General features: G+C 65.6%; 23 protein-coding genes. 1 reads left to right on the forward strand and 22 read right to left on the reverse strand.

Annotated elements, in window-relative coordinates; genetic code table 11:
• Positions 1-470: 470 nt before the first annotated feature.
• Positions 471-602 carry a hypothetical protein gene (locus AB0E56_RS13105; RefSeq protein WP_359799536.1) on the reverse strand — a complete coding sequence of 44 codons (132 nt, stop codon included), beginning with the start codon at positions 600-602 and terminating at the stop codon, positions 471-473.
• Positions 599-916 (reverse strand): HNH endonuclease, encoded by a 318-nt coding sequence (locus AB0E56_RS13110; protein WP_359799539.1) that lies wholly within the window; start codon positions 914-916, stop codon positions 599-601. The genes AB0E56_RS13105 and AB0E56_RS13110 overlap by 4 nt, the downstream gene beginning before the upstream one ends.
• Positions 917-1,091: 175 nt before the next feature.
• Between AB0E56_RS13110 and AB0E56_RS13115 the strand changes: the two genes are divergently transcribed.
• Positions 1,092-1,325 (forward strand): hypothetical protein, encoded by a 234-nt coding sequence (locus AB0E56_RS13115; RefSeq protein ID WP_359799540.1) that lies wholly within the window; start codon positions 1,092-1,094, stop codon positions 1,323-1,325.
• A 143-nt stretch (positions 1,326-1,468) separates the two neighbouring features.
• Here the strand turns inward: AB0E56_RS13115 and AB0E56_RS13120 are convergent, their stop codons facing one another.
• The 20 genes from AB0E56_RS13120 to AB0E56_RS13215 form a co-directional block, all read right to left on the reverse strand.
• Positions 1,469-1,705 carry a hypothetical protein gene (locus AB0E56_RS13120; RefSeq protein WP_359799542.1) on the reverse strand — a complete coding sequence of 79 codons (237 nt, stop codon included), beginning with the start codon at positions 1,703-1,705 and terminating at the stop codon, positions 1,469-1,471.
• Positions 1,698-1,922, reverse strand: coding sequence for a hypothetical protein (locus AB0E56_RS13125; RefSeq protein WP_359799543.1), 225 nt, complete (start codon positions 1,920-1,922; stop codon positions 1,698-1,700). Before AB0E56_RS13125 ends, AB0E56_RS13120 begins: the two co-directional genes overlap by 8 nt.
• A complete protein-coding gene (locus AB0E56_RS13130; protein ID WP_359799544.1) occupies positions 1,919-2,062 on the reverse strand; it encodes a hypothetical protein in 144 nt (47 codons plus the stop codon). The genes AB0E56_RS13125 and AB0E56_RS13130 overlap by 4 nt, the downstream gene beginning before the upstream one ends.
• The gene (locus tag AB0E56_RS13135; RefSeq protein ID WP_359799545.1) at positions 2,055-2,441 is read right to left on the reverse strand and encodes a hypothetical protein; all 387 of its coding nucleotides are present in this window, start codon (positions 2,439-2,441) and stop codon (positions 2,055-2,057) included. Before AB0E56_RS13135 ends, AB0E56_RS13130 begins: the two co-directional genes overlap by 8 nt.
• A 192-nt stretch (positions 2,442-2,633) precedes the next feature.
• Entirely contained in the window at positions 2,634-3,236 is a 603-nt protein-coding gene (locus AB0E56_RS13140; RefSeq protein WP_359799546.1) for a hypothetical protein, read from the reverse strand.
• Positions 3,229-3,861, reverse strand: a complete 633-nt coding sequence (locus AB0E56_RS13145; RefSeq protein WP_359799547.1) for a hypothetical protein — start codon at positions 3,859-3,861, stop codon at positions 3,229-3,231. Before AB0E56_RS13145 ends, AB0E56_RS13140 begins: the two co-directional genes overlap by 8 nt.
• Before the next feature lie 328 nt (positions 3,862-4,189).
• Positions 4,190-4,555: an HNH endonuclease signature motif containing protein gene (locus tag AB0E56_RS13150; protein WP_359799548.1), complete on the reverse strand. Its 366-nt coding sequence runs from the start codon at positions 4,553-4,555 to the stop codon at positions 4,190-4,192.
• A 203-nt stretch (positions 4,556-4,758) separates the two neighbouring features.
• The gene (locus tag AB0E56_RS13155; RefSeq protein ID WP_359799550.1) at positions 4,759-4,995 is read right to left on the reverse strand and encodes a hypothetical protein; all 237 of its coding nucleotides are present in this window, start codon (positions 4,993-4,995) and stop codon (positions 4,759-4,761) included.
• Positions 4,992-5,201, reverse strand: a complete 210-nt coding sequence (locus tag AB0E56_RS13160) for a hypothetical protein (RefSeq protein ID WP_359799552.1) — start codon at positions 5,199-5,201, stop codon at positions 4,992-4,994. The genes AB0E56_RS13155 and AB0E56_RS13160 overlap by 4 nt, the downstream gene beginning before the upstream one ends.
• Positions 5,198-5,362 carry a hypothetical protein gene (locus AB0E56_RS13165; RefSeq protein WP_359799553.1) on the reverse strand — a complete coding sequence of 55 codons (165 nt, stop codon included), beginning with the start codon at positions 5,360-5,362 and terminating at the stop codon, positions 5,198-5,200. Before AB0E56_RS13165 ends, AB0E56_RS13160 begins: the two co-directional genes overlap by 4 nt.
• Positions 5,362-5,841 (reverse strand): single-stranded DNA-binding protein, encoded by a 480-nt coding sequence (locus AB0E56_RS13170; RefSeq protein WP_359799554.1) that lies wholly within the window; start codon positions 5,839-5,841, stop codon positions 5,362-5,364. The genes AB0E56_RS13165 and AB0E56_RS13170 overlap by 1 nt, the downstream gene beginning before the upstream one ends.
• Positions 5,838-6,326: an HNH endonuclease gene (locus AB0E56_RS13175; protein WP_359799555.1), complete on the reverse strand. Its 489-nt coding sequence runs from the start codon at positions 6,324-6,326 to the stop codon at positions 5,838-5,840. The genes AB0E56_RS13170 and AB0E56_RS13175 overlap by 4 nt, the downstream gene beginning before the upstream one ends.
• The gene (locus AB0E56_RS13180) at positions 6,326-7,648 is read right to left on the reverse strand and encodes a replicative DNA helicase (protein WP_359799557.1); all 1,323 of its coding nucleotides are present in this window, start codon (positions 7,646-7,648) and stop codon (positions 6,326-6,328) included. The genes AB0E56_RS13175 and AB0E56_RS13180 overlap by 1 nt, the downstream gene beginning before the upstream one ends.
• A complete protein-coding gene (locus tag AB0E56_RS13185; protein ID WP_359799559.1) occupies positions 7,645-8,415 on the reverse strand; it encodes a site-specific DNA-methyltransferase in 771 nt (256 codons plus the stop codon). Before AB0E56_RS13185 ends, AB0E56_RS13180 begins: the two co-directional genes overlap by 4 nt.
• Complete coding sequence (locus tag AB0E56_RS13190; RefSeq protein ID WP_359799560.1) at positions 8,412-8,705, reverse strand: hypothetical protein; 294 nt, start codon at positions 8,703-8,705, stop codon at positions 8,412-8,414. Before AB0E56_RS13190 ends, AB0E56_RS13185 begins: the two co-directional genes overlap by 4 nt.
• Complete coding sequence (locus AB0E56_RS13195; protein ID WP_359799562.1) at positions 8,702-8,914, reverse strand: hypothetical protein; 213 nt, start codon at positions 8,912-8,914, stop codon at positions 8,702-8,704. Before AB0E56_RS13195 ends, AB0E56_RS13190 begins: the two co-directional genes overlap by 4 nt.
• Positions 8,911-9,648: a helix-turn-helix domain-containing protein gene (locus AB0E56_RS13200; RefSeq protein WP_359799564.1), complete on the reverse strand. Its 738-nt coding sequence runs from the start codon at positions 9,646-9,648 to the stop codon at positions 8,911-8,913. Before AB0E56_RS13200 ends, AB0E56_RS13195 begins: the two co-directional genes overlap by 4 nt.
• The gene (locus tag AB0E56_RS13205) at positions 9,633-10,016 is read right to left on the reverse strand and encodes a hypothetical protein (protein WP_359799565.1); all 384 of its coding nucleotides are present in this window, start codon (positions 10,014-10,016) and stop codon (positions 9,633-9,635) included. Before AB0E56_RS13205 ends, AB0E56_RS13200 begins: the two co-directional genes overlap by 16 nt.
• Entirely contained in the window at positions 10,013-10,279 is a 267-nt protein-coding gene (locus AB0E56_RS13210; RefSeq protein ID WP_359799566.1) for a hypothetical protein, read from the reverse strand. The genes AB0E56_RS13205 and AB0E56_RS13210 overlap by 4 nt, the downstream gene beginning before the upstream one ends.
• The gene (locus AB0E56_RS13215) at positions 10,276-10,719 is read right to left on the reverse strand and encodes a hypothetical protein (protein WP_359799568.1); all 444 of its coding nucleotides are present in this window, start codon (positions 10,717-10,719) and stop codon (positions 10,276-10,278) included. Before AB0E56_RS13215 ends, AB0E56_RS13210 begins: the two co-directional genes overlap by 4 nt.
• Positions 10,720-10,859 lie beyond the last annotated feature (140 nt).

The following is a 10,859-nucleotide window of genomic DNA, read 5'->3' on the forward strand; positions in this document are numbered from 1 at the left end:
CGCCGCCGACTTCGAGACTCGAGCGCTGCGGTCGGTCTTCGCTTTCAGACACGACCCACAGGCGCCTTCAGGGCTCTCCTTACACCGCAGGTAGGCCCGGTAGGTCCCGTGATCCGCTGCTTTCCTCGGCATCCGGCACCCCGATTCGGGAAATGAGACGCGTCACGAAACGAGTCGGAGAGAAATGAGGACAGGTCGGGCGGGAGGTGTCCCTCGATCTCGACCTTGGGGTGTACCCCCGGGGTCTTGGGCTGCGGCGTGAGGGCTCGTCTTGCCCTGGGTGGCGCGAGTGCCTTCGTGTGTGGTTTAGGCCGTCAGCCAGGCGCTCAGCGCCGCCCGCCGAGGGTCCAGAGGTCGAGGGCGGCGTCCGCTCTTCGTAGACGACGGCGGGAGCGGCGTGCGCACACCAGCCATGCGCGGATCATGCGGACTCCTCGGTCCTCGGTGTCCACGGCATCTCTCGAGCCTCCTCATGGGGACACCGAGCGGCAACGCCGCAGCATGGTCAGCTCTCGCGGCATGTCTTCGCCGAGGATGAGCACGCCCGTCTCCGGATGGGTCCACACGTCGACCAGCAGGTCGTGGTCGAAGTCCGGGCTCACGATGCCTCCCAGATCTCTACCTCTGCCGCGTCACCCTTCCGGCTGTTGCAGCCGAGGTGCATGGGCACGAGGTCCTGCTTCGTCAGGTGCCCGCCGTTCGCGAGCGCGTCAGGGTGGTCGGCGCTGAAGCTCATCCGGTGCGGGTAGGCCAACGTCAGATCGATGGGTTCACCGCATCCGTAGTCCGAGCCGTACCCGCAAGGCAAGTTCTCCCTGCCAACGCGACGCTTCAATGCGGCACGCTTCCTCCGGTACGCCTTGTACCCGCGGCCATGATGCAGATCGCCCATCAGTCGCCCCGTGAGAGCGCCCATCCGAGGGCGGGCTTCCAGATGATGTGAACGAGGATGCTGAGGCTGATGCCGGCGGCGATCCCGAGGGTGATCTTCATCACGGCTCCTTCGCGTGTCGAGCCCTGCCTGTGTCGGGGGATGCGCTGATGATGAGCGCGTACCGAAGCGATGGGCTGAGGCGAGGACGGAGCGATACATGAGCGACGCACAGCAGAGGCGAACGAGGATCACCTACGGAGGGCACGAGTACTCGGTGCCTGCCGACGAGGGGCTGAAGGTGATCGACGCTATGTCATCGGCGGGGCCGAAGCGGGTTGAGGTGAAGCTCACCGAGGATCGGTCGCTGTGGATGGTCTTCGGTCCCGGGATCGCCGTGACCGTACTGGAAGACAGCAGGGGCAAGAGCCCCGAGAACTCCGTCTACTACTGATCCCGCTGGGCGGCCGGTTGGGGGTGCCGGCCGCCCCACTGGGATGGGGGTAGGCAGGAAACGACGAAGGCCCGGGGATCTCTCCTCGGGCCTTCCTTCATTCCTGTCTGATCATTAAGTTAGGGGGATTCAACGGGAACTGGTCAAACTGTTTCTTCGGCGTGTCGCAACTTGCGCAGTCTGGCCTGGTGGATGGGGTCGGCGTTCATGCGTTCCCTCCAGCACTTCAGGAGTGTGGCTTCGTCGACGAGGCGGACTCGTTGGCCTTCGCGGATTCCCCAGCCCATGACGAGTGATCCGTTGCGGCGCCATCGTTTGATTGTGAGGACGGAGCGGCGCACCCTGACTGCTGCTTCGCGATACGTGAGCCGTTCAGCCATCGGGTGTCCTTCCGAGTCGGATGCCGCAGGTGATGCACCAGGGGGCGATCGAGTACGAGGAGGCGTAGAACTGGATGCCGTCGTCGAGGTCGTGGTCGGCGTGGTAGTCCAGGTCTCGCGGGATGTGCTTCGTGACGAGCGCGTGATACTGCTGGTCCCACCATGCGGGTGTGACGTCGAGCTCAGCGCGGATGTGGGCGGGGATCGAGTCGCTCACGGTTCTTCTCCTTGCTCGACGTTGGTCGGCGGCGGTGTGGCGTTGTAGTAGCCGATCCCTATGCCGACTCCGAGGGTGAGTGCGCCTGCCACCAGCCCCGCGACGAACATGCCGACCGCTTCCCACATGCCCTCACGCATCGGGCTCTCCTTCCTGCTCTATCGGCACCCACGACACGGCCAGAACGTTCGGCTCGCCCATGGCCTTCCACGCCTCTCGCGTGATCCCCAGGCTGGTCGCGTCTCCGCCGATCCCGCCGAACTTCGCGTGGTACATGCCGTACCGCTCGATGAAGACGTGTTCGCCTTCCGGTTCCTCGGCTACGACAGAAGCGCTCGGCAGGTAGTCGGCTCGGCCCGCCGCATACCCGTCGTTGAAGATCAGATGATCCCGCTCAGAGCGCGGCAAGCCGTCACGGGCGCACGCCTCCGCGTACGTCATCCATGCGAGGTCGCGGGCGAGGATACGCGCGTGGCGCTCCTCCGCTGTCTCGCCCCACTCGTCGCGCTGCTCGTTCATCGCGGCTCCCCTTCCTGTCCGACGACACCAGCGAGCGCAGGAACGATCGCCGGGTACGCGTTCACGATGAGCCGAGCAGCACGCGCGTACGTTCCGGTCTTCGCGACCCTGTACCGGCCCAGGAGAACGCCGAGCGTGAAGGCTGCGGCTTGCTCAGGCGTATCACCGTCCACGGAGACATCACCTCGCGGCTCATCGCACACCCCCAGCAGCACGCAGAGCGGCGCGCATGATGCCGACGTGCTTCTCCGACCAGTAGCCCACGTCGGTCACGGGCGGGTCGTACTCCCAGTACGCGTTGAGCGCCGCGATCACCTGCGCGTCGGACGGTTCGCCCTGCGGCTCGTGCCGTTCGACGATGGGAGCGAGCATCATGTGGATGTCACTGAGCGCTCCTTGCGCATCGTCATAGCCGCCATAGACCGTGCTGGCGATGTCGATGCAGACGCGGATGGCGTGGTGGTCGGCGCTCGGCTCCGGTACCTCGGTGCGGCGGAGAGCGGCTTCGAGGGCAGACGCGGTGCGCAGCCACAGCCCGACCATGCTGTTCGGAGAGGGTTCAGGATCGGCGTTCGTCTGCTCGCGGAAGCTCGCGGCCTGCTCGATCAGGTGCAGTGCTTCCCGCCGCTCGTCGTCGGTCGGGGTGTGCGCCCCAGCCAACACCCCAGCCGCCGTCTCCGCCAACCTGCGAACATACGCCGGGAACTGCTCATCCCCGAGATACCCCATGCCGCCGTCGTACACCTCATCGGTCAGCGCTTTCTCCAGCGCCTCCACGAGCCTCTGATCACTCATCCCCTTCTCCTCCCTGTTCAGGCGCGTACGTCGCACCACACGTCCTGCACACCGCTTCACCCGTCCCACCAAGCACCCAGTCCACGACCACCGCGAACTCCCCACACACCACGCACTGCCGGCGGCGGGAGGGACGTTCGATCGGAGGGGCCACGTACCGGCCCATCAGCTTCCGGATCAACCCGAACAGGTGATCCTCCGAGTCCCGCAGACCCAACCAGTGGATCTTCTGCGCCCGGTCGATCAGCCAAGCGATCAACGCGAACCCGGCCTTGTACGCCCGATCCCCGTCCACCCCGGCCCCGATACCCCGGACGCTCCCCTGGACGCCCCACGACGCGCCTGCGGCCCCCGGTGACGGCTCCTGCAGACGCTCCGCGACCTCACCCACGAACTCCACCAGCGACGCCCACAAGTCATCGCAGTCATCCACCGGATCCGCCCGGAACGGGAGCGGCGCTTCACCCCCACCGCCCGACACCTTCTCCGCGAGACGCGCAGCCTTCAACGGGTGCGCCTGATCACGCAGCGTCTCCAAGATCACCGGCACCTGGTCGAGGTGCTGTTCGAAGCGCTCCCGCCACATGCGCAGCTCGGCAGCGTAGATCTCCGTATCGGTCAGCATCACGACTCCCTCCGATGGCAGGCGCACGCGTAACCGGTGCGGCAGATGTACGGGTTACGGCAACACGACGGCCTGCAGTCAGCACGCTGCGGGTGCCGCTCCCCCGGGACCGTCGCCAGCACCACGCTCGACGTCACCGTGACCCGGATCGGCTTCGGTGCCCGCGGCTTCCGCTCAGACCGGCCACGCACCTTCAGGTAGCAGGTGAGGCACCTCTCTGCGCTCCCCCGGACGATCGTGCCCGGGTAGTCCCTCAGCATCGACTTGGAAGGGCGCGTCATCCGCTGGCAGTCCGCGCACGGACGCACTCTCTCGACGGTCATGGCGCTCACCGGGTCACCCCCGATAGGGTGCGGACCCACGTGCCGTCGGCTTTGCGAGTCATCCGGAGACGCTGACGACGAAGGTTCTCCTCCTGCGTCACCGCCTCAAGGTGATCCGGGTTCGCGCACAGCTTCTCGAAGCACAGATGATCGATCTGAAGCCCCTCAGGGATCGCGCCCACGTGGATCTCGTACGACACTCGATGCGTGTACAGGGAGCCGATCCGCCCGTAACCCGACGACGAGATCGGGCCACCCCAGATCCAGCATCCATCGCGGCTCTGGATTCCTTGGTTGAGCACCTCGGCCAGCGTCGGACGCCCTGGAAGGTCTGCGCTTCCGTGCTTCCAGATGCGGAGGTAGTGAGCCATACACAGCCGCTTGCCGCGATACTTCGCTGGCCTCTGGCACTGATCCACCCGGCATTGGATCGCGTCGAGCGCCGGTCGGTTCTCCCGACGCCGCAGATCCGTCGTGACCTCACCACGAGCCTCAGCAGCGGCTCGATGCTTCCAGCACAGGCCACCACTTCGGTACGCGCGCTCGCACCCGGCTACTGAGCAGCTGCGATCACTCACGAACTCACCTCCGGGTGGATGTGCTGCACGTCGAACGCCGCGGGCTCATGCTCGTGACGCAGTTCTTCGGCGCCGCGCTCGGCTTCCGCGATCGCGCGGTCCAGCTCGGACCGGAGGGCTTTCGCTTCGGCGATGGTGAGCTTCGTGACGCGCTTGCGCAGCTCGACACGGACGCGGCAGTCGTCGGTCCAGTCGGCCGCGGCGACGAACCGGATCTCTTCGCGTTCGATCACGGCGATACCTCCTCGGGTGTGAACGGGATGAGCGCGACGCCCTGCAGCGCTTCGAAGAGCGCGTCCATGTCGGCATCGCTGATGAACTCGGCCAGCGCCAGGAACGTGTTCCCGCTCTGGATCCCGAGGTAGGGCTTCTTGTGACCAGGCACGTGCGTCGCTACGAGGTCGCGATCCGGGCCAAGGCCGACGCGGAATGCGCTCATCGGTCTGTCCTTTCGGGGAGTTGGGCGGCCTCGTCGTCTCGCATGAGACGGAAGCCGAAGATCATGAGGCCCATGAACAGGGCGAAGAAGGCAACGGCGGTCAGCAGCACGAGGCCGCCGATACCAGCGAGGATCCAGAACAGGACGGTGAGCGGGTCCATCAGAACTCACCGCCCCACGCGTCCTCCTGAGCGCTTGAAGCGCCCGGGGTAGACCACGGCTCACTGGACGTCTGCGAGGCGCTGTATCCGCCTCCTATGGCCTGTGAGGTGCCATTCCCGGCCGATCGAGTCACTTGCGCGGTCGCGTACCGGAGCGAGGGGCCGATCTCGTCGACCTCCAGCTCGATCGCGGTGCGCTGGTTGCCCTCGCGGTCCTGGTAGGAGCGCTGACGCAGACGACCCTGCGCGATGACGCGCATGCCCTTCGTCAGGCTGCCGGCGACGTGCTCCGCGAACTCCTTCCACACCGACGCACGGAGGAACAGAGCTTCGCCGTCCTTCCACTCGTTCGCCTGACGGTCGAACGTGCGTGGCGTGCTCGCGATCGTGAAGTTCGCGACAGCGACGCCGTTCTGCGTGTAGCGCAGTTCCGGGTCTGCGGTCAGGTTGCCGATCACGCTGATCTGGGTCTCGTTCATGGTGTGTCCTTCGTGTTGAGCGAGCCGGTGCCCGCGATGTCCTGGTCTTCCCAGAGGGTCGGAGGGTGGGCGTTCGCTAGTCGGCCCCGCGTCGCTACCCACTCGGCCTGCGCGGCGCGGCGAGCGTCGGCCTGCGACTTGGTCACCTTGACGTGGCAGTCGTGGCAGAGCGTTTCGAGGTTCTCGAGGTGGTTGTGACAGCCCGCCCCGTAGCCACGGCCAACTCGCGGCTCGATGTGGTTGACCTCGAGGATCGACCGGAGATTTTGGTCGACGTCGTCCGGCCGACCGCACGTCACGCACTTGTAGCCGTCACGCTTCTTCGCTGCTTTGCGGGCCGCGTTCCAGTCATGGGCGAGGAAGTCGACCATCGAGCAGGCATCGCTGCACCAGCGCTTCCGCCGCCCGGTGAGCGGGTTGCCGCAGTGGTCGCACACCCCGGGCGTATCCGCGAACGGAGTGAGGTTCAGCGAGCAGTCCTTCATCACGCACCTCCCTTGAAATCGATGTGTTCGGTGGCCTGGTACTTCGACAGGACGCGCGAGAACTGCCCCTGCCACACGAGCGAGATCTCGCCCTGCGGTCCCTGTCTGCTCTTGGCGACGATGACCTTCAGGTCGTCGGGACTGCCTGCCACCGGCTTGCGGTGCAGGAGGAGCACGACATCTGCGTCCTGTTCGATGGCGCCGGACTCTCGGAGATCCGAGAGCATCGGCTCCGCTCCTCGCCCCTTGCGCTGTGTGTTCCCACGGTTCAGCTGCGACAGGGCGATGACGGGCACCTTCCACTGCTGGGCGGCGAGCTTCAGCGACCGCGAGAACCCCGCGACCTCCACCTGCCGGGACTCCGCCTTCACCGGGGAGGACAGCAGCTGGAGGTAGTCGACGATCACGACCGGGTTCCGCTTGTACTTCCGGCGCACCGCCCGCGCCTTCGCCTTCAGTTGCGGGATCGTCGACACCTCCGACGAGTCGACGATCACGAGCGGCAGCGCTTCGAGCGCGGCACGGTGAGCGGCGAATGCCTTCCAGTCCGACTCGGTCAGCTGGTGCTTGTTCAGGGAGCCGATGAAGATCTGCCCGAGCGACGCGATCGCACGTGCCGCGATCTCCTCCCGGTTCATCTCCAGCGAAACGAACAGCACCGGGCGTTTTTTCGCCAGGGCGAGACCGATCTGCACCGCCATGATCGACTTCCCGTCACCGGGCCGGGCCGCGATGACGTACATGCCTCCGTCGCGCACCCCGAAGATCAGCTGGTTGAGGTCGTACCAGGGCGTCGGCGTGTACGAGGGCTTCTCGGTGAGCGACTCGGCGAAGTCCATGAACCAGTCGCCGATCGACTCCACCCCGCGTGACGCGGCGTCCTCGATCTGGTCGAACGCGTCACGGGCGAGCTCGGTGACATCCGACGCGGACACGGTGGCATCCGTCGCGACCTGCGCGGCACGGCGTGCCCCCTCGATCACGTGTCGGCGGATCGCCGCCTCGCGGACCATGTCCGCCCAGTAGCCGGCGTTCGCCGACGACGGGACACCATCAGTGAGCGCGTGCAGGTATGCGGCATCGAGGTTCCCCACAAGCTCACCTGCCCGGATCAGCTCGTCGACCACGGACACGACATCGGTCGGCTTGTCCTGGTCATGGAGGCGACGGATCGCCCCGTACGCGGTGACATGGCGGGTGTCATGGAGGTCGGTGACCTTCAGCACCTCGGACACGTCGTCGACAGCGCGAGGCGAGAGCATGCATGCACCGAGCACGTACCGTTCAGCCTCGACATTCGACGGCAGCGCGAGCTCGTTCATGAGACCACCCCGTTGCGTCCCCAAAGGTCGAACTGCGTACTCACCGCGGGTGCGATCTTCTCTTCGTACGACCTGACGAATTCCTTCTTGATCTCGAAGCCGAACCCTCTGCGCCCGAGGTTCTGCGCCGCCAGCAGGGTCACACCACTTCCCGCACAAGGGTCGACCACCACCTCGCCGGGGTCAGTGAAAATCTCGATGAGTTGCTCGAGTAGTCGCACCGGCTTCTGAGTCGGGTGCACCTTCGGTGTTACCGTGTCGCGCGGCCAGTCCATGACGTTGAAAACCATGCGACCGTTGTTGTTGAACTTCGGGAGCTTCTCTCGGTAAAGCAGCACTCCGTACTCGGCGTTCCCGACGATGCGCATGTTGGCCTTGAGTACCTGCGGCGAGAAGTTCTTGCGGAAGACGAGGTTGATGTACCGGTTGAACCCGTACTTCTTGCCCTGCTCGATGAGCTCCATCTGCTGGTCGAACGCGCAGAAAACGATCATGCAGCCAGCAGTCCCCGTCTCCTTCGGCTCTTTTTTGAGCATGCGGGACGTGAAATGCATGAACTCGGAGATGCGGAAGTCTTTGTCGGTGTCGAAGAACTGCTTCCCCGCCACATTGGACTGACCGTTCGCGATCTTGCCGTCGACGTACCATTGAGGGCTGGAACCGTAGGCGTTGGTGCCGGTGTTGTACGGGATATCCGCGATGATGAGCTGCGCCTTCGGAAGGCTGTAGCGCCGATGGTTCTGGAAGTGATCGTTGTACAGAGTCATGAGCCCAGCTCCTTCTGTTCGCGCGCCAGGCGCTGCTCTGTGACGTTCCCCGCGTGCGAGGAGCTGCGCAGCGGCGGCGCGAAGTCGACGATGTCCGCGGGCATGATGCTGCGGCGCTCAGTCGCGTAGTGCGCAGACAGCGCCTCGAGCGCGACATCGAGGGGTACGTCCACCAGGACGATCGCCCACTCGTTCGCGGCCGCTGCAAGCTCCTGCGGAGTCCCGAACTTCATCCACCGGTCGACCAGTGCCGCCTTCGTCAGCAGCACGTTCGCTTCCCCGGCGTTCACGACTCGCACCCGCAGGATCCGTTGAGCGCCTTCTCCATGAAACAGACCGTGCAGACCTCGCCGCGCTTCGGTTCCGCAGGGCACGTCTCGTGGACCCACGTCTTCTCCGCGCCATCCATAGGGTCAGGAATGATCAGGTCGCCGGGACGGATCGACTGCTCGCACGAAGGGCATTCGCTCCAGCGGCGCGCCTCGATGACCCGGCTCATGACAGTGCTCGCAGGTGAGGGTGGTTCTCGACGGCGAGCAGCTCTGCAGCCGCGCGCCCCATGTCCACGGGCGACAGCGGACGGCCAGTGCGAGGCTCCGGCGCAGCGCCCGTCCAGCGCTCCTGATTCAGCCACGTCGACAACAGCGGAATGTACTTCTCATCCACCTGCGGCCACGTCACCCACACATCGGTGTGAGCCTTCGCTGCTTCGATCAGCGTCGGAGCATCCGCGCTCTTGAGCGCAGTCTTCAGTGCCCGCTCGGCGACCTTCCTGGTCGAACGTCTCGACGCCGGCCACATCATCCAGAGCACATCGAGGAGATCTCCGACAGGATCTGATGGTTCTCTAGTGGTTCTCTGGGGGTTACCTGGAATCTGCTTCCGGTGAGGCTGTCGCAGATTTCCGGTGAGGTCGTCGTCAGCTTCCGGTGACTCGACTACCGGAAGAATCTTCCGGTTGGTGTGGAGCACGTACCGATCCGAGGTGCGCATCCCATCCGCACCCCGTCGCTGGGTCCGCGAGATCAGCCCAGACTCCTCGAGCTTCACCAGCGCCGCGCGCACCGTCCGATCCGTCGCCCCGATCATCCGACCGAGACGTTCCTGGCCGGGGAAGCACGACTCGTGCTCATCCGCCATATCGGCCAGCGCCACCAGGACGAACTTCTGCGACGTCGGGAGGTCTGCCTCCCACGCCCAGTTCAAGGCTCTGTAGCTCACAGCTCTGCCCACTCTTTCCCGTACTCATCAGCGGCCTCATAGCCGCCCTCGTTGTCCAGCAGCACCCACCCGTGCAGTGCGTGCTTAAGTCGTGTGGTCATCGCCGTAGCGACGCCGATCTTGGAGACGAGGAGCCCCTCGTCGAATGCGTGCTTCCGGTCGCGCTCTACCCGCCCGTGGCATCCGGTCGTTCCCGATCCGCAGAGCACGACGAGGTTCGCCGGCTGATTCACCCACGCGATCGACGTCCCGCCTGTGCCGCGCGGGCGCCGGTGATGGATCGACCAGTCGTAGCCGCGGTCGAGGTGAGCGACGTGACGACCGCAGCGGACGCACTTGCCCATGTCTCTCGCGAGCACGAGCCCGTCGACGGCGTTCACAGCGGCACTACTTCCACGAGCTCGTCGAAAGTGAAGCCGAAGTCGCCGCAGTCGGCGCACTTGCAGAGCGCGAACGCACGAGCCGCGAGGAACTCCTCAACGCGCTGGCGGACCTTCGCGAGGTGGTCACGGCAGAGCATCGAGCCGGATCCGCAGGAGCGGCACCGAACCATGACCTCCGCGGCGTGCTCGCCACGGTTGCAGGGCACCTCGAAGTCGAGCGAGTCGAGCACGACCGTCTCTTCATCCAGCAGGACGCTCACAGCTGCCCCCCGCGTGTCTCCGCCGCGCGCTGCTGGCGAGCATCCGCACCCACCGAACGCGTCTTGTCGAAGTCCTTGTCCACGGTGCGCAGGAACTCCTTCACCGACCGCCAGAAGGCTTCCGCCTCGTGCATCTGGTTCCGGAACTCCTGCGCCTCCGCATCGGCCAGCACGGTCGCCACCGCGACGCTCTTGCCGTCGATGACCGCCTCGGCCTTCTTCGCCTTCAGCGTCGTCTCGTACTTCGTGCGCGCTGACCCGACCGCTGTCGCCGCATCCTCGTGCGCTCGAGCGAGAACCCCGCGCGTGATGATCAGTCGCTCGATGTGCGTCTCCCGGTCAGCGTCCTTAAGCGCGTCGAAGAGCAGCGCGTGCAGCTCGTTCTCGGCGTCAAAGGGTGCGATGCCGAGGCGCGCGAGGAACCGCTCGAGCTGACTCATGCGCCCGTCTCCCGCAGCACTTCGATGTCCTCGACAGTGCGGAGCCAGATCCTTTGACCCCAACCCATACGCTCTCCGAGGTCGAAAGGCGGCTCGGGGTAGACGTCACCGCGGAGGACCGCGATAGCGAGGCGTAGACG

The sequence above is a fragment of the Microbacterium sp. NPDC028030 genome (assembly GCF_040637855.1).
Taxonomy (GTDB): Bacteria; Actinomycetota; Actinomycetes; order Actinomycetales; family Microbacteriaceae; genus Microbacterium.